A 16,535-nucleotide genomic window follows, 5' to 3' on the forward strand; every position below is an offset into this window, starting at 1 on the left:
TAACGGCTCCATCTACTCAAGAGTTGGAGCCTCCGACAATCCCGGTGCGGTTCAGTTCCCTAGTGGAGGGGCAATCGCACATATCGGAGTTTGGATCACTCACATCCTTGGTCATAGCCTTCTTCATCTCTCAATCGAAGAACTCATTAAAATCGGGAGAAAGCCTATGAAAAAGATCACTGAATACATCAAAGCTGTCGGTCGTTACACCCATTCGAGACTGCACGGGCTTCTGCCCACTCTCATCGTAGCAGCGATTGTAACCATCTAAAGGCCCGCCCCACCGGCGGGCCTTTTGGTTTCTTCGGGCAGTTGGTCGATGCTGCCACCCTATCGGCCACCGATCCTTCGTTCACGCTCTGTGACGCGAGCAATCTGGGCTATGGGCAGGTATGAACATCGAAGTATATCAGCTGAGGGGAAGGGCGCCCTGTGCGGCGCGTATCGCAATCGAGCAGCGCCGACTCCGGCAGGCCATGACATGGGAGCAGCGCCGCGTTGTTCGCGAAGTCGAGCAGATGACGCGTGAACGGGGTAAACACGAAGTCGGCGGCCCGGCGACAGCCGAACCGGAAGGATAAGCGCTGGCATGGCTCCCCTGCATTCACTCCAAACGATCGTTGCAACCTTGCTAGCGAAACGGTCGCCGGCGGCGATGATCGCGGTGCTCAAACAGCTCGATCGGCCGCAGCCTTCGGCGACGCTGGATAGGGATGTCAAAGCGCTGGTCGACGCGCTGCCGGCACATCTGGAAGCTGACCGGAAGTCTGAGGCACTCGCCACTGCTCTGGCTGCGGTGTTTGCTGACGGCGACGTTGCGATTAGCAGGATGCGGCGTAAGGGAATGCTGCGCGCGTCGAAATATGACTATCGTGGCCAGCTGATCGCCAACATCGCCCGAGCGGCGCTCGACATGCGTCCGCTGGTGATGGCGCGCGACGAGCGTTTCGACTATCTCACGTCAATCCTCGCTTTGACCAAGCTCGCGCCGAGCGCGAAGTCTCTCTACGATCGCATCGTAAAAATCCTCGAGACCCGTGAAGATATTGCGCTCAAGACCGTCCTCGCTGTGGTGAACAGCCGGTTCTACAATCACAGTCTCTCGGATATGTCACTCAGCTCCCTGAAGATGGATCGGTACAGCATTGAGGACCTTTCCGACGCGGCGTCACTGATATTCATGATCTATGGTCGGATCTTTCCAATCCACGATCATTGCTGCAACCACATTGATGCCAAAGGCGTCACTGGCGCTACATCGAGCTACGAGCGGCTTTTCGTCGCGGCAGTCCGCCTGACGAAGTTCAAGGATGCAGAAGAGATGATCGACGGCCTCCCGTTCCAGGCCCGTGTCGACCGCGGTGTCGTACGTGTGGCCTCGGTCGACCCCGACATCGAAAAATCCATCCGGCTGGGCTATATTCAGGGCCAGAATCAAGTCGCGATCCGAGCGCGACACCTCAATGGGGCCAGTGCGGCGCTCTCGGTTCGCAACTTCATTGAAAAGGGTTTCGAGAGGGGTGCCTTCGATCGGCTTGTCGAGCTTGTTGATTTTCCAGTTAGGCGGTTCCGGCTGTTTCTACCGACTGCCCCACAGATTTTTCAGATCTTCCGGACAGACGAATTGTTCCGCGACGAGCTCGAGAGCCTTCTGGTGATCGATGCAGACGTCTATGGCGATCATGACCCAAATGAGCAGATCGCACCTCATGTCACCATGATGGATCTGCTCAAGGTGCAGCGTTATTTTAACTTCATCAGCTGCCTATATCAGCGAAAGTTGGAGGCCGTGTCGGAAGAGGCCGACCGTGCCTACCTGACGTTTACATCTACGATCCCAGTTGTGCCTCACGACCGGTTCTTCGAACAAATGCAACTCATCTTTGCCGACGAAGCCACGTCGCGCGCGATCATCGATTTGCTCGCCTTAAAATGGGAGGCACCCCATCTTGACCTCCAATATACGCCCTTGGTCGATCTCGGATCCTATTATGTGATCGCGCCGCACGTTCTGGCTGCCTCGAACTTGGCCCGCAATGTCACCGTGTCGAACAAGCTGCGCTCGTTCGCCCTGGCCTTGGGCGATCCCATGATGAAGGCAGTCATCGAGGCCTTCGCGTCCGCCGGCTTCAAGGTCCGCTCTGATTTCAAAATCCGAGCCGGTGGCAAGTCGGTCGAACTCGACATCGTCGCATGGCGCGATAACGCGCTATTCTTGTTCGAGTGCAAGAACGCATATCATCCTTGCTCCCCCCACGAGATGCGGAACAGTTTCGATGCGATCCGCGAAGGACGCGATCAACTCGATGTACGCGGTGAGCTATTCCGGCAAGCGCACCACCAGGCCGGTTTGTTCGCTAAACTCGGGTGGGATGTGCCGCCGACCGATCAAGTCCATACCGGCATCATCATCGCCAACCGGATCTTCCATGGCGCGCGGTTCAACGGCCATCCCGTTCGCCAGGCCCATGAGCTTATCAATGTCTTGCGGAACGGCACCATGGGCGGGGATGGACACGATCTTCGTTTTTGGGCGAATACTGAGTTCTCGACCGGCGATTTGACCACCTATCTTGGTGCGGACTCGGTAGCCGCCAAGCAGCTTGCTGCGCTTGAGCCTGTGCGGCTCGAGTTCGATCTTGGGGCTAAGCGACTGGTTTTTGACTCGTACGCGCTGGATCCGGAGCGGCTGATCGCGATCATGTCCGAAAGCTACGGTAAGGCATGATCTAGCGCGCGCGTCGACGCGGCGTATCCGTATCGCAAACGAGCGCGAGGCGCTCCGATTAAGGTGCCGGCTTGGGATCGCAATGCATCTGGGGGTGCGAGATTAGACTAGGCGAAAGTAACGACCGGGGATGTCGCATTGCGGTCATGATTGTCCTTGTTGTATGAAAACATGCGGGCTTACGGATGCAGCCGGCGGCCTATTAATGACCGTGGTGAGGGCCCGTTGCTGTCGGCATGCGGACGATTGTGCGAACGGTAGGTTTCAGCAGGACCTGCCTTCGAACGCTTGGCTATCGAGCGGCGCATGTCGCGTCGACAGCCGACATCGCACGTTCGGGTAACGCATGGTAGTGAACCCAAGTTCGTCGCCCGACACCCTTCATGGAATTGACCGCCAAATTGCCAAGATAGCCGGCGTGCTGATTCGAAGTCTCGTTGAGGCCCCGCAAGGTTGTTGTCGAGATTCAAACGGCCATCCGACCAAAGAATGCACTGACCCAATTGTTACCTAGGGCGTTACCTAGAGCTTGAGGTGGTCAAAGCAGCCAAAATCGACCGCTTTTAACTCTTTGTTATTATGAGGAAAATGGTGGACGCACTTGGGCTCGAACCAAGGACCCGCTGATTAAGAGTCAGCTGCTCTACCAACTGAGCTATGCGTCCACTCCGTGGCAGCGGGGTTTCGAATCAGCCGCCGCCGGGAAGAGCGCTGCCTATAAAAGATTGCGCGGGGATGAAAAGGGCTTTTGTGCCTCTAGGGGCAATTTTGTGCGGATTGGATGGCAAAAGCGCGTTGCCCATGCGGGCATGGCGCATCGCTTGGCCGTGGCTTGCGCGATTTCAGTCTGCCGCCTCGGAGGAGGGCGGCGTCTGGGCGGTGGGGTTTTCGCTCCGGGCTCGGAAAGCGGCGAATTCCGACGCCATCCGGTCCGAAATGTTGCCGCCCCATCCGGCCTCGAGCGCGAGCAGACTGTCCATCGCCTTTTGCGGATCGAACATATAGGTCATGAAATCCTTGGCGACCGGCGCTGCGGCACGCGATCCGCCAAGGCCATGCTCGATCACCACCGCGGTCGCATACAGCGGCTTGTCGACCGGAGCAAAGCCTATGAACAGACCATGGTCGCGGTACTTCCACGGCACGCCTGCGCCGCCTCTGGTGCCCGATCCCAGGCCACGCACCTGCGCAGTGCCGGTCTTGCCCGCCATGGCAATGCCTTCCAGCGGCAGCTTGCTGCGCGCTGCGGTCCCCTGGCTGACGACCTGCGCCATGCCGAGCTGGGCGATGGCGAGATGCTCTGGCGCATAGGGCAGGGTGGGGGCGACCTTGTCGTTCGGGATGAAATGCGGATAGAGCTTGCGGCCCGAGGCGATGCGCGCGGTCATGACCGCCAGTTGCAACGGATTGGCGATGACATAGCCCTGACCGATCACCGCGTTGAGCGAATCCGATGCGGTCCACGCCTGCTTGTACTTGCGCTGTTTCCATTCGCTGTCGGGGATGGTGCCGTAGCGCTGGTTGGCGCCGGCGAGGTCGAAATCCTCGCCCAGTCCCAGCTCGCGCGCCACCATGGCGATCTTGTCATATCCCAGCCGGTGCGCCTGCGCGTAGAAATAGGTGTTGCAGCTCTTCTCGATCGCGCGAGTCATGTTGACCGGCCCGTGCCGCCCCAGACACTGGTAGAAGCGGTTGCCGAGACGGTAACCGCCCGGGCAGTTCACCGTTTCTTCCGGGTCGACCCCGTGCTGCAGGCATGCAATCGCCGCCATCGGCTTGAGCGTCGATCCGGGGGGATACAGCCCGCGTGTCGCCTTGTTGAGCAGAGGGACGCGTTCGTCCTGCGACAGCATGGCATATTCCAGCCGGCCGATGCCGTCCGAAAAGCTGTTGGGATCGAAGCACGGCATCGAGGAAAAGGCGAGGATGCCACCGGTCTGGCAGTCGATCACCACCGCTGCGCCCGATTCCCGCCCCAGCCGCCGCGCGACATAGTCCTGCAGGCCGCCGTCTATGGTCAACTGCAGCGGCTTGCCGGGGACGTCCTCCTGCACGCCCAGTTCGCGCACGATCTTGCCCCGTGCGGTTACCTCGACCTTGCGTGCGCCTGGCTTGCCCTGCAGTTGCGGTTCGAAATATTTCTCAAGCCCGTCCTTGCCGATCTTGAACCCCGGGGTGATCAGCAATGGGTTCTTGTTCTGCTCATACTCCTCGGCATTGACGATGCCGACATAGCCCAGCAGATGGCCGACAGCGGCTCCGGTAGGATATTGCCGCGAGAAACCGCGCTGCGGCGCGACACCCGGCAGATCGGGCAGGCGCACCGACAGCGTGGCAAAATCCTCGTAGCTTAGTCCCGCGGCGACCGGTACCGGCTGCAGGCCGCGTGCATCCTTCATCGCGACGCGGAGGTCCTCGACCTTGTCGGGCTCCATCTTCAGAATATCGCGCAGCTGGCCGATGGTGGCTTCGACGTCCCGGACCCGCTGCGGGATGAGATCGACCCGGAAATCCGCCTTGTTGTTGGCGAGCGGCTTGCCGTTGCGGTCGATGATCCAGCCGCGCCGGGGCGGGATCAGCGTCAGGTTCACGCGGTTGCTCTCGGAGAGCATCTTGTAGCGCTCGTTCTCGACGACCGAGACATAGGCCATGCGCGACGCCAGGATCACGCCGATCAACCCTTGTGCTCCTCCGATCAGCGCGGTGCGGCGGCTGAACGTCATGTTCAGCGAACTGCGCGTGATCAGCTTGCCTGGTCGTTTCATGCCCGTCCCGCCATCACCGCTTGAGGCGGACGCGGTCGAGTCGCGCCACGAGGCGCAACACCAGCGGAAATGTGAAGATGGCCAGGATCATCTGGGGATACAGCACCGAAAGGCGGATGTCGTTGACGAGAAAATTGTTGATGGCAAGGCCTCCTGCCAGGGCGACAATAATCGAGACGGCGGCAATGAACCAGTCCTGCCAGTAATTCCGCCAGATATAGCGCTGGTCGATCAGATCGATGCCGATCAGGATGACCGACCACAACAGCACCGCGCTGCCCACGGGCTGGCCGCCGACAATGTCGTCAAACACGCCGAACGGCATGCCGGCCCATACCGGCCATAATCCGGGCCGCAGGATTTGCCAGGATATCAGGACCATCAGCCCGAAAGGCGGCAGCACCGGTGCGGATACCACCAGCGGCAGCAGGGGCGTCATCGACCCGAGCAGCACCGATGCAATCGGCACCACCGCCTTGCGGAAAGACGATGGCTCGCGGTTCAGCCGGGCGCGATAGGGGGCATTCATGGTCGCGGGGTATCCGCGGCCGTGCCGGGCGGTAGCGGCGCTTCGCTTGCCGGCGCGGGTGTCGCGGCCGGTTCGGCGCGGCGTGCTGGCGCAGTGCTGGCCGGCGCGACCGACACCGGCGGCAACGTGCCCGTGTCCGGATCGGCCAGCTCGGGCTCGTACATTTCCTGCACGATCACGAAATCGGTTCCGGCGGGGTTGGCGAGCAACTTGCCGATCGCGCCATCGCTGGTCAGCCGCTCGATGATCGCGACCGGAACATTGGGCGGATAGACGCCGCCATTGCCCGACGTGACCATGACATCGCCGACCTTGAAGGGGTTGATGCCGATATCGATCAGCTTGATGTCGACACGCCCATCACCGCGACCCTGCGAGAAGGCGACCACGCCGTCGCGCGCGCGTCGCACTGGAACGACGTTTTCGGCATCGCTCAGCAGCAGCACCCGCGCGGTGTTGGGTCCGGTTTCCAGCACTCTGCCGATCAGGCCGCGCTGCGCCCGAACCGGCTGGCTGCGCTGGACTCCCTGCCGCGACCCCACGTCGATGGTGGCATAGCGACGGCTGCTCGAGGCGCTGGAGTTGATCAGCCGCGCGGTCGCAACCGGCCTGCCTTCCTGCTTGATCAGGCCAAGCAGACGACGCAGCTCGCGATTTTCCTGCTTGAGCGCTCGCGCCTCGATAAGGCGGACACGGTTGCGCTCGACTTCCCGCTCCAGCCGGGCGTTCTTGGAGCCTGCCTCGAAATAGGCGGACACTTCACGCCAGCTGCTCTGCGTGCTGACGCGAACGCCGGTGAGCAGTCGCGCCGGGGGAGCGGCCACTTCGGCCGCGATGCTGCGCACAGCCGAAAAGGCTGCAGGATCGAAATAGGAGAGAGCTAGGAGAAGCAGCCCGGCGAACGCACCTGTAAAGGCCAGCAGATAGCCGGTGAAGATTTGCAGTTGCGCCTTGCGGGAGAACCCGGGGCGCCGTTTGCGGGGCGGCGCCATGCTGTGATTGCCCTTAGGCGGTCATCAGCACGCCCCGGAAGATCGGATCTTCCATGGCGCGGCCGGTGCCGATTGCGACGCAGGTCAGCGGATCCTCCGCGACCGAGACGGGCAAGCCCGTTTCCTCGCGAAGGTGCGCGTCGAGCCCCTGGATCAGCGCGCCGCCGCCGGTGAGCACGATGCCCTGGTCGACGATATCGGCGGCGAGCTCGGGCGCGGTGTTTTCCAGCGCGATGCGCACGCCCTCGACGATCGTGCTGATCGGCTCGGACAATGCTTCGGCGATCTGGCCCTGGTTGATCGAGATTTCCTTGGGGATGCCGTTAACGAGGTCACGGCCCTTGATCTGGATGGTGTGGCCGATGCCGTCTGCAGGGGCGACGGCGACGCCGAAGTCCTTCTTGATGCGCTCGGCCGTGGTTTCACCGATCAGCAGATTGTGGTGACGACGGACGTACGAGACGATCGCCTCGTCCATCTTGTCGCCGCCAGTGCGCACCGAGGTGGTGTAGGCCAGGCCACGCAGCGAGAGGACTGCCACTTCGGTGGTGCCGCCGCCGATATCGACGACCATCGATCCGATCGGCTCGGTCACCGGCATGTCGGCACCGATCGCCGCCGCCATCGGCTCGACGATCAGCAGCACCTGGCTCGCACCCGCATTCGATGCCGCATCGCGGATCGCGCGGCGCTCGACCGAGGTCGATCCCGAGGGCACGCAGATCACGATCTCGGGATAGCTGAACATGCTTCGCTTGCCGTGCACCTTCTGGATGAAATACTTGATCATGTGCTCGGCGACTTCGATGTCGGCGATCACGCCGTCACGCAAGGGGCGGATCGCTTCGATCGAATCCGGGGTCTTGCCCATCATCATCTTGGCATCGACGCCCACCGCCTTGACTCGCTTGATGCCGTTTATCGTCTCCAGCGCCACCACCGACGGCTCGTTCAAGACGATGCCCTGATCCTGCACATAAACGAGCGTGTTCGCGGTACCCAGATCGATCGCCATGTTGTGCGAGCCGAACCGGAAAAGTTTGGAGATGAACGACATGCAGACTTTCCAAATTTCAAGATGGTGAAAGTGGCGTTCCAGCCAGATATGCGCGTGATTTTCCCAGGGCGGAGGCTAATCCGAGAGGCCCGGCCAGACCAAGCATGGAAATGCGGGGAACTCGGGAGTCGCGTCCAAGCCGCGCTTGGGCTAGGACCGGGGTCATGTCAATACGAAGGCTTCCAAACGCACTGATAAACCGGATCGCTGCAGGCGAAGTGGTGGAAAGACCGGCCAGTGCGTTAAAAGAACTGGTCGAAAACGCGATCGATGCAGGCGCGGACCGGATCGCCATATCGCTGGAGGACGGCGGCCTGGGCGGGCTTGAGGTCATCGACAACGGCTGCGGGATGAGCGCCGACGATATCGCGCTCGCGCTCGAGCGGCACGCGACCTCGAAGCTGCCCGACGATGCGATCGAGCTGGTGTCGACGCTGGGGTTTCGTGGCGAGGCACTGCCCAGCATTGCCAGCGTGGCGCGGCTGTCGATCGCCAGCCGGACCGGAGATGGCGATGGCTGGCGGCGCGTGGTCGATCATGGCGACGTCGTCGAGGATGGTCCTGCCTCGCTGCCGCCGGGCACCCGTATCCGGATGGACAGGCTGTTTGGCAATGTCCCCGCACGGCGCAAGTTTTTGCGGTCTGCGCGCAGCGAATATGCCGCGTGCATCGATGTGGTGAAGCGTCTGGCGATGGCCCGGCCCGATATTGCGTTTTCGCTCGAATCGGATGGGCGGCGGGTGTTTTCGGTGCAGGCGGGGGAGGCGAGGTTGACTCGCATCGCCTCGCTCACCGCGCGCGGTCTTGCCGACAATGCGGTGCTGCTCGATTTCGAGCGCGAAGGCGTTCGGCTGACCGGGGTGGCGGGACTGCCGACCTACAACCGCGGCGTGGCCGATCACCAGTTCCTGTTCGTCAACTCTCGGCCTGTGCGCGACCGGCTGCTGGTCGGAGCGGTGCGCGCGGCCTATGCCGAGATGCTGGCGCGCGACCGGCACCCGGTGGTGGCGCTGTTCCTCGACGTGGTCCCGCAGGATGTCGACGTCAACGTGCATCCGGCGAAGACGGAAGTGCGCTTCCGCGACGCCGCGATGGTGCGCGGGATGATCGTCTCGGGGCTCAGGCGCGCGCTCGACGAGGGCGGTTTCCGCGCGGTGCAACGCCCCGCAGAAGGTGCGCTGTCGCGCTGGCAGAGCGAGGCTGCTCCGCCGCCGCCAGAGCGCGACATGTTCAGCGCGGCCCCGGCCATGGCGCTGGCGCCTGCGCAGGAGCCGGCATGGCTCGCAGCAGCGGAGATAGCGAGCGGCGTCGCCGAACGCAGCCAGCCCTATATCGCGGCCGCGCCGATGGGCCGCGCCGAGCCGTCCTACGCCCCGGTGCCGATGGCCGAGCGCTATCCTTTGGGCATCGCGCGCGGGCAAATCGCCAAGACCTATATCGTCGCCGAGGCCGAGGACGGGCTGGTAATCGTCGACCAGCATGCGGCGCACGAACGGCTGGTGCTCGAGCGGATGCGTAAGGCAGCGGACGGCGGGCGGGTTGCTGCACAGGCGCTTTTGATCCCCGAAGTGGTCGAGCTCGACGAGACCGCCTGCGACCGGATCGAGGAGCGTGCAGCCGAGCTTGCCGACTTCGGGCTCGAGGTCGAACGCTTCGGCCCGGCGGCGGTGCTGGTGCGCGCGGTCCCCGCGATGCTCGGCGGCGGCGATGTGCACGGGCTGGTCCAGGACATCGCGGATGAACTGGGCGCCTTCGACGCGGCCTTGTCGCTCAAGGAACGGCTTGATCTCGTCGCCTCGACCATGGCGTGCCACGGATCGGTGCGGGCAGGCCGCGTGCTCTCGGTCGCCGAGATGAACGCGCTGTTGCGCGAGATGGAAATCACCCCGCACTCGGGCCAGTGCAACCATGGCCGCCCGACCTGGGTCAAGCTCGCGCATGGCGATATCGAGCGGTTGTTCGGGCGGAAGTGAGTGGACGTCTTTCCCCTACCGCTTGCGGGAGGGGCAGGTTCAGCTTGCTGAACCGGGGTGGGCCGGGAGCACAATTGTCTGTGCAGGCCCACCCCGACTTCGGCTGCGCCTCAGTCACCCCTCCCGCAAGCGGTAGGGGAAAGGCAATCGCCTTTAACCCCGCCCATCATCCCGTTATACGCCAGCCATCATCCCCATTCCCGGAGCATTCCCCATGCGCGTCGCCTTTCTGTTCCCACTCGCCCTGCTCGCCGCGTGCGGTAGCCAGAAGCCTGCCGATGATACCCTGGGGACTCTCGATGGCGACGGTGCGGCCCAGCAGGGCACGGTTTCTGCCTCGGCGGGGGGCGCTACGCCTGCACCGGTTACTGGCGGGCAGGCGGTCGATGCCGAGGGGGCGAAGCTTGAGCCTCTGCTGTCGAGCGCCATAAGCGAGGCGGGGCTGGTGAGCGGATCGTGCCGGTTCAGCCCCAGCAAGGGCGCGCTGCCGGTGCTGGTGGCGAGCCTCGCAGGGGGCAAGGGGATCATCTCGGTCGGTGGCAGGCAGGTCGATGTCGCTGCAACCACCACGGTCGCGCCGAGCGGCGGCAGCTTTGCCGGCGACGGTGTCACGTTGACGGTGTCCGCCAGTGACACCCCGACGCTGGGCCGTGCAGCCACGATGCAGGTCACCGATGCCGATGGCCCGGCGTTCACCTATCGCGACGGGTTCTGGCTCTGCAACTGAGGCTTGGCGCGCTCAGTCCTCGATTGGCGCATCGGGGTTGCGCACCTTGATCAGGCCGTTGCTGCGCATGGTCATCACCGGCTCGTCATTCTGGTTGAAGATCGTGAGGTCGGACTTGAACAGCCCCATGTCCGGGCGGTTCTTGGACCGGCGCTTTTCGATGATCGTGGTCTCGACGCGCAGCGTATCGCCGGGAAAGACCGGCTTCACCCAGCGCAGATTGTCCATGCCCGGCGACCCCAGACCCGCCTGACGGCTGGTCTTCATGTTCTCCACCAGCATCGCCATGGTCATCGCGCAGGTGTGCCAGCCGCTCGCCGACAGCCGCCCGAAATGGGTCTTGGCTGCAGCTTCATCGCTCAGGTGAAACGCCTGCGGATCGTATTTGGAGGCGAACTCGATCACCTCCTCCCGGGTCACATCATAGCGGCCAAAGCGCGCGGTGGCGCCGATCTCAAGGTCTTCAAAGTAAATCATGAACATGAGTTTCGTTTGGCAACCTTCAAACTGCAAGCAAATTATCGCGCGACGATGCCGGCAAGGCTCGCGGCATTGCCATCCGAGGGCAACGGATCGAAGCCTGCGAGCCGGGCGACCAGCGGATAGACATCGACATTGTCGAACACCGGCAGGCCAGATGTCGGCTTGATCGACGGGCCGAACGCTAGGAACAGCGCCAGCATATCGGGATCGGCATTGTCATAGCCATGCGCACCGCCGGTCACCGGGTAGCGCGGCGGGCCCGAGAGGATCGTCCAGCCGGGCGCGGCGAGGCAGATGATCGCTGCGACTCGCGGGTTCTTGCCATAGTGCAGCCGCGCGGGCAGGTCTTCCTTGCGATAGCACTGCATATGGTCGTGCGGCTTAAGCAGCGCGTCGTGCACGCGGGTGTCGGTTCCGGTCACCGGTTCGATCGCGCCATAAGGGCCCATCTCGACCGCGATGTAGCTGGCCGAATCGATGAGGTCATCGAGCTGGATGACGCGGTCCTCGGCGGTCTGCGCCATGCCGTGATCGGCCGTGATGACGATGTTGGCCTCGCGCCCCATCGCCGCGAGCCCGGCGACGAGCTCGCCGACCCGGGCATCGACCTCGGAGATCGCGGCATCGAGTTCGGGGGTGCGGCCGGGTCCGAAACGGTGTCCGGCGGTGTCGACGGTATCGAAATACATCGTGATTAGCTGCGGGCGGATGTCGGCGGGGCGACGCATCCAGTCGAGCACGGTGTTGACGCGCTGCTCGTTGGAGATGTTTTGATCAAACCGCATCCAGTCGCGCGGGCGGGTGGTCGGGCCGGCGGCAGCATCGCCACTTGCGACCTCGCTTCCCGGCCAGAACATCGTTGCCGAGCGGACACCCGCCTTTTCTGCGGTGATCCACAACGGTTCCGCCTCGATCCACCAGAACGGATCGAGCGCCTGCTTGGCGTCGCCCATGCTGAAGATCTGTCCCGGACGGCGCGGGTCGATCATCGAATTGCCGACGATGCCGCTGCGATCGGGGCGCTTGCCGGTGACGATGGTGTAGTGGTTGGGGAAGGTCTTGGTCGGGAAGCTCGGGCGCATCGCCGCGGCGACCCCCTTGGCCTTCAGGGCGTTGAGATTGGGGGTGAGACCACGATCGAGATAATCGGGGCGCATTCCGTCGATCGAGATCAGGATCGTCGACGGGCGCTCGGCCTGCTGCGCACTGGCGGGCAGCGCGATGGCGAGGACTGCGGCCCAGCACAGGACGACGAAGGCGCGCAAGGAGGTGCTCATACCGACAATCCTGTCATTTTCGCTCCGGGGATGCCATGCGCGACCTCTGCGGTGGCGCGGCGCTTCATCGTGTTGCTGCGGGTCGAGACCTGATCGACCACCTGGAAGTGGCTGAGCCACGCATCGGGGGTGACCTCGCACACCACATAGCCGCGCTGGTCGTTGAGGAACTTGAGCTCGGGATTGTTCTTCATCATCTGCTCGCTGCCATAGCGCAGGTCCGATCCGTCACCGCCGCTGCTGATCGAGGTCGATACGATCTCGGTGCCCACCACCTTGTCGCGGTGGACCAGATCGCCGACGAAGTTCTGATGCTCGTCGCCGGTGAGCACGATGACATTGCCCAACCCCGCCATCCGGCCGAGCATCCGCTGGCGCGGGACCTCGTAGGCGGCCCAGCTGTCCATGTTGGCGATGCGGGTATCCTCGTTGGCGGCGCGGCGCCGGTCGAGGCTCATCATCATGATCTGCTGGCCCAGGCAATTCCAGCGTGCCTGATTGCTCGACAGGTTCTTGGCGAGCCAGGCCTCCTGCTCGGCGCCCAGGACCTGCGCGGTCTTGTCGTGGACGCCTTCGCACAACGGCTTGAAGCCATCGTCGCAGGCCTGGTCACTGCGATACGAGCGGGTATCGAGCAGCTGGATTTCGGCGAGGTTGCCGAAGCGCGCGGTGCGATGGAAGGTGCCAGTGCCGAAGCGCGGCATGTTGGCCCTGCGCACCGGCATATGCTCGTACCACGCCTGGAGCGCGGCGGCGCGGCGCAGTTCGAACATCTCGGCGGGCGAGCCGCTGCCGCTGATCCCGGCGACCCAGTTGTTGTCAATCTCGTGGTCGTCGAAGGTGGGGTAGAAGCTGTGCGCGGCGTGCGCGCGCTGCAGATCGGTGTCGGTCTTGTACTGCGCATAACGCTGGCGATAATCGGCCAGGTCATACAGCAACTGCCCGGCATGCTGGCGTACCGGCACCTGCAGCCTGCCGGTGAAATACGATGCGCTGCTCGGGCTGCCGCGCCATTCGTAGATATAGTCGCCATAATGGAAGACGAAGTCGAGCTCCTCGCGCGCCAGATGGTTGTATGCGCCGAAAAAGCCGTCCTCGTAATTCTGGCAGCCGACAACGCCGAACTTGAGCTTATCCATCGCGGCCCCGGCGGCGGGCAGGGTGCGTGCTCGGCCCGAGAAGCTGCGCTCTCCGCCCGCGGTGAAGCGGTACCAATAGGGGCGATTGGCTTGCAATCCGGCGACCTCGACATGCACCGAATGCGCGACCTCGGGCCGCGCCACGGTCGTGCCCTTGGCGACGATGGTAGCAAAGCGGTCGTCGCTCGCGACCTCCCATTCGACATCCATCGGGGTCATCGCCATTCCGCCGTGCAATTCGAGCGGATCGGGCGCCAGCCGCGTCCAGATCACGAAGCCATCCTGAGAAGGGTCGCCCGAGGCGATTCCCAGTGCGAACGGAAAGGTGCGAAAGACGCTTTGCGCGCGCAGGATACCGGGCGCGCCGATCACGACGAGCGGAGCGGCGGCGATGAACAGGCGGCGGGAGAGCATCGGGCGATGTCCTTCATGGCAAGGGGCAACGGTTGATCACCCCGTAGGCGTCAAGTCTGGCAGTTCGATGACAGCCTGCCAATCAGCGGCAGGCCGACCGATCAGACATTGAACTTGAAGTGCAGCACGTCGCCATCCTGGACGACATATTCCTTGCCTTCCTGCCGCAATTTGCCCGCATCGCGCGCGCCGGATTCGCCGTTGAGCGCGATATAATCGTCAAACGCGATGGTTTCGGCGCGGATGAAACCGCGTTCGAAATCGCTGTGGATCTCGCCTGCGGCTTGCGGACCCTTTGACCCGACCTCGACCGTCCACGCGCGCGCTTCCTTGGGGCCGACGGTGAAGAAGGTGATCAGGTGGAGCAGGTCGTAGCCTGCCCGAATCACGCGGGCGAGCCCGGTTTCCTCGAGTCCGAGATCGGCGAGGAACTCCATCCGGCCGTCCATGTCCATCGTGATCAGTTCGGCCTCGATCGCTGCTGACACCACGACGGCTTCGGCGCCTTCGGCCTTGGCCTTTTCAAAGACGCGCGCGCTGAAGTCGTTGCCGTGCGCCGCGCTGCCTTCATCGACATTGCAGACATAGAGCACCGGCTTGGACGTCAGCAATTGCGCCTGCGCGAGCACGCGGGCTTCTTCCTCGTCGGCGGGCTCGGTCAGCCGGGCCGGCTTGCCTTCGCGCAGCAGCTCCAGCGCCTTGCCGAGCACCGATGCGCCGATCTTCGATTCCTTGTCACCCTGCTGGCCGCGCTTGACCAGGCCGGGGACACGCTTTTCGAGGCTCTCGAGGTCGGAGAGCAGCAGCTCGGTCTCGACCGTCTCGGCGTCCGAGATCGGATCGACCTTGTTCTCGACATGCTGGATGTCGTCATCCTCGAAGCAGCGCAGCACATGGACGATGGCGTCAACCTCGCGGATGTTGCCGAGGAACTGGTTGCCCAGGCCCTCGCCCTTGGAGGCGCCGCGCACCAGCCCGGCGATATCGACGAACGCGAGCTGGGTCGGGATGATCTTCTGGCTGCCGGCGATGGCCGCAAGCTTGTCGAGCCGGGGATCGGGGACAGCGACGTTGCCGACATTGGGCTCGATCGTGCAGAACGGATAGTTCGCCGCCTGTGCCGCCTGCGTCTCGGTGAGCGCGTTGAACAATGTGGACTTGCCGACGTTCGGCAGCCCGACAATACCGCATTTGAAACCCATTGATCAGTCCTTGCCGAATGTAAGTGCCGTGGTGGGCAGCAATCTCGAATCTTCGAGCGCTGCCGTCCGGTGGCCAATCCCGGCCAGATAGGCGGCATCGCTGTTCCACGCAATAAAGGCTTCCACGCTGGCCTGGCGGATCAGCATGACCGCATCCCAGCGTTCACTCGCTGGCCCGATCAGCCACGCTCCACCATCGCCGAGATACTCGACCGAGCCGCCGCTGGCGTGCAGGAAGGGCAGGGTGTGTTTGACATAGCGCAGGAAGGCTTCTCGACCGCTGATCGGCTGGTCCGGCGCAAGGTCAGGCGTGGCGGAATAGTTCGCCTCCGGGCGAAAGCGCAGGAGGTTGAGCATCACCACCGGGCCGGTGATCCCGCGCATCATGAAATCGCGTCCGGCAGTCTGAGTCACATCAAGATAGGTGGGAGCATCGCTCATCGCGTTTCACTTCCATTTAAAGTTGCCGCCAGCAGGGCCGCGCCGAGCCAAAGTCCCAGCACAAAGCTCATCCCTGCACCGACCAGGGGAACAGGGAACCAGCCGAACATGGGGGCGACGATGATCGCGGCCATATAGATCGCGAGCGACATGGCTGCTGCACCGCCGGGGCGGGAGCGGCGGACAAGCACCGGAAGCCCTATCAAGGCCGTGAGGGCCACAGCGGAAAGAGCGACATGGATCGAGCCTGCCAGCCCGATGATCTGCTCGACCTCCGCCACCGGCAGCAACGGATCGGGTTGCATCAGCGACAGTCCGGCGAGCCCCCCGATGCTGCCAATGGCGGCCCAGCCGGACGGCGTGCGGGCGGGCAGGAGCCACGCGAGGCACGCCAGCGCCAGCGCAATCGCCTGCGAGGCGTCGGGCTGCAGCGCCAGGATTGCGATGAGCACGGTCGCGAGGATCGGCGGCGCGCGGTGCGCCGAGCCGAGTTTCGCCAGTGCGACAACGACTGCGGGCAGGACAAGCGCGGCGATATTGACCTGCACAGGGCCGATGGCGATCCAGCGATGCACATCCATCTGCCCCGGCGCTGCCAGCGTGGCGGCGAGCAGCAGGACGCCGGCACAGGCGATGGCGAACCAGATACGGGGTCGGGGCGTGGTACGAACGATGGCAATCGCCGCAACACCACCCACCAGCCAAGCCGCAATATTGGGGATCCAGCGCACCGCGGGGATGCCTGTCAGCACCATCGTCAGCACGCCGGTAGCGACGGCGGCCAAGGAGAGTGCGGCAAAGGCCGCCA

Annotated in this window: 14 protein-coding genes and 1 tRNA gene; 4 read left to right on the plus strand and 11 right to left on the minus strand. The window is 63.5% G+C overall.

Annotated features, from left to right (window positions below; genetic code table 11):
- Together QUV11_RS09765 and QUV11_RS09770 are read left to right on the plus strand one after the other, a co-directional pair.
- Positions 1-271 (plus strand): hypothetical protein (locus QUV11_RS09765; protein WP_300882125.1); only part of this gene is annotated, 271 nt, incomplete at its 5' end.
- A gap of 318 nt (positions 272-589) precedes the next feature.
- The gene (locus tag QUV11_RS09770; protein WP_300882128.1) at positions 590-2,728 is read left to right on the plus strand and encodes a hypothetical protein; all 2,139 of its coding nucleotides are present in this window, start codon (positions 590-592) and stop codon (positions 2,726-2,728) included.
- 589 nt (positions 2,729-3,317) lie between these two features.
- On the opposite strand, the gene QUV11_RS09775 is transcribed toward QUV11_RS09770, so the two are convergent.
- The 5 genes from QUV11_RS09775 to QUV11_RS09795 all read right to left on the minus strand — a co-directional run bounded on the left by QUV11_RS09775 (position 3,318) and on the right by QUV11_RS09795 (position 8,071).
- Positions 3,318-3,393 (minus strand) — tRNA-Lys (locus QUV11_RS09775).
- A 177-nt stretch (positions 3,394-3,570) separates the two neighbouring features.
- A complete protein-coding gene (gene mrdA, locus QUV11_RS09780; RefSeq protein ID WP_300882130.1) occupies positions 3,571-5,493 on the minus strand; it encodes a penicillin-binding protein 2 in 1,923 nt (640 codons plus the stop codon).
- Between the two features lie 13 nt (positions 5,494-5,506).
- Positions 5,507-6,022 (minus strand): rod shape-determining protein MreD, encoded by a 516-nt coding sequence (gene mreD, locus QUV11_RS09785; RefSeq protein ID WP_300882132.1) that lies wholly within the window; start codon positions 6,020-6,022, stop codon positions 5,507-5,509.
- A complete protein-coding gene (gene mreC, locus QUV11_RS09790) occupies positions 6,019-7,014 on the minus strand; it encodes a rod shape-determining protein MreC (protein ID WP_300882134.1) in 996 nt (331 codons plus the stop codon). Before mreC ends, mreD begins: the two co-directional genes overlap by 4 nt.
- Positions 7,015-7,027: 13 nt before the next feature.
- Positions 7,028-8,071 (minus strand): rod shape-determining protein, encoded by a 1,044-nt coding sequence (locus QUV11_RS09795; RefSeq protein WP_289619131.1) that lies wholly within the window; start codon positions 8,069-8,071, stop codon positions 7,028-7,030.
- A 164-nt stretch (positions 8,072-8,235) separates the two neighbouring features.
- On the opposite strand from QUV11_RS09795, the gene mutL reads away from it, so the two are divergent.
- Positions 8,236-10,044 (plus strand): DNA mismatch repair endonuclease MutL, encoded by a 1,809-nt coding sequence (gene mutL, locus QUV11_RS09800; RefSeq protein WP_300882136.1) that lies wholly within the window; start codon positions 8,236-8,238, stop codon positions 10,042-10,044.
- Positions 10,045-10,258: 214 nt separating this feature from the next.
- The gene (locus QUV11_RS09805; protein WP_300882138.1) at positions 10,259-10,771 is read left to right on the plus strand and encodes a hypothetical protein; all 513 of its coding nucleotides are present in this window, start codon (positions 10,259-10,261) and stop codon (positions 10,769-10,771) included.
- 12 nt (positions 10,772-10,783) lie between these two features.
- Here the strand turns inward: QUV11_RS09805 and QUV11_RS09810 are convergent, their stop codons facing one another.
- The 6 genes from QUV11_RS09810 to QUV11_RS09835 all read right to left on the minus strand — a co-directional run bounded on the left by QUV11_RS09810 (position 10,784) and on the right by QUV11_RS09835 (position 16,512).
- The gene (locus QUV11_RS09810; protein ID WP_300882139.1) at positions 10,784-11,248 is read right to left on the minus strand and encodes a MaoC family dehydratase; all 465 of its coding nucleotides are present in this window, start codon (positions 11,246-11,248) and stop codon (positions 10,784-10,786) included.
- Positions 11,249-11,289: 41 nt separating this feature from the next.
- Positions 11,290-12,531 carry an ectonucleotide pyrophosphatase/phosphodiesterase gene (locus tag QUV11_RS09815; protein ID WP_300882141.1) on the minus strand — a complete coding sequence of 414 codons (1,242 nt, stop codon included), beginning with the start codon at positions 12,529-12,531 and terminating at the stop codon, positions 11,290-11,292.
- Positions 12,528-14,084, minus strand: a complete 1,557-nt coding sequence (locus QUV11_RS09820) for an alkaline phosphatase D family protein (protein ID WP_300882143.1) — start codon at positions 14,082-14,084, stop codon at positions 12,528-12,530. Before QUV11_RS09820 ends, QUV11_RS09815 begins: the two co-directional genes overlap by 4 nt.
- Before the next feature lie 101 nt (positions 14,085-14,185).
- Positions 14,186-15,286: a redox-regulated ATPase YchF gene (ychF, locus tag QUV11_RS09825; RefSeq protein WP_300882145.1), complete on the minus strand. Its 1,101-nt coding sequence runs from the start codon at positions 15,284-15,286 to the stop codon at positions 14,186-14,188.
- Between the two features lie 3 nt (positions 15,287-15,289).
- Positions 15,290-15,727, minus strand: a complete 438-nt coding sequence (locus QUV11_RS09830; protein WP_300882148.1) for a DUF1330 domain-containing protein — start codon at positions 15,725-15,727, stop codon at positions 15,290-15,292.
- Positions 15,724-16,512 (minus strand): hypothetical protein, encoded by a 789-nt coding sequence (locus QUV11_RS09835; protein WP_300882150.1) that lies wholly within the window; start codon positions 16,510-16,512, stop codon positions 15,724-15,726. Before QUV11_RS09835 ends, QUV11_RS09830 begins: the two co-directional genes overlap by 4 nt.
- Between the last annotated feature and the right edge of the window lie 23 nt (positions 16,513-16,535).

Source organism: Blastomonas sp. (genome assembly GCF_030373265.1).
Taxonomy (GTDB): domain Bacteria; phylum Pseudomonadota; class Alphaproteobacteria; order Sphingomonadales; family Sphingomonadaceae; genus Blastomonas.

What these genes read in the sequence shown, in the direction of transcription:
- QUV11_RS09770 (WP_300882128.1), top strand. Translation starts at nt 590, where the DNA reads ATGGCTCCCCTGCATTCACTCCAAACGATCGTTGCAACCTTGCTAGCG.
- mrdA (WP_300882130.1), bottom strand. Translation starts at nt 5,493, where the DNA reads ATGAAACGACCAGGCAAGCTGATCACGCGCAGTTCGCTGAACATGACG.
- mreD (WP_300882132.1), bottom strand. Translation starts at nt 6,022, where the DNA reads ATGAATGCCCCCTATCGCGCCCGGCTGAACCGCGAGCCATCGTCTTTC.
- mreC (WP_300882134.1), bottom strand. Translation starts at nt 7,014, where the DNA reads ATGGCGCCGCCCCGCAAACGGCGCCCCGGGTTCTCCCGCAAGGCGCAA.
- QUV11_RS09795 (WP_289619131.1), bottom strand. Translation starts at nt 8,071, where the DNA reads ATGTCGTTCATCTCCAAACTTTTCCGGTTCGGCTCGCACAACATGGCG.
- mutL (WP_300882136.1), top strand. Translation starts at nt 8,236, where the DNA reads ATGTCAATACGAAGGCTTCCAAACGCACTGATAAACCGGATCGCTGCA.
- QUV11_RS09805 (WP_300882138.1), top strand. Translation starts at nt 10,259, where the DNA reads ATGCGCGTCGCCTTTCTGTTCCCACTCGCCCTGCTCGCCGCGTGCGGT.
- QUV11_RS09810 (WP_300882139.1), bottom strand. Translation starts at nt 11,248, where the DNA reads ATGATTTACTTTGAAGACCTTGAGATCGGCGCCACCGCGCGCTTTGGC.
- QUV11_RS09815 (WP_300882141.1), bottom strand. Translation starts at nt 12,531, where the DNA reads ATGAGCACCTCCTTGCGCGCCTTCGTCGTCCTGTGCTGGGCCGCAGTC.
- QUV11_RS09820 (WP_300882143.1), bottom strand. Translation starts at nt 14,084, where the DNA reads ATGCTCTCCCGCCGCCTGTTCATCGCCGCCGCTCCGCTCGTCGTGATC.
- ychF (WP_300882145.1), bottom strand. Translation starts at nt 15,286, where the DNA reads ATGGGTTTCAAATGCGGTATTGTCGGGCTGCCGAACGTCGGCAAGTCC.
- QUV11_RS09830 (WP_300882148.1), bottom strand. Translation starts at nt 15,727, where the DNA reads ATGAGCGATGCTCCCACCTATCTTGATGTGACTCAGACTGCCGGACGC.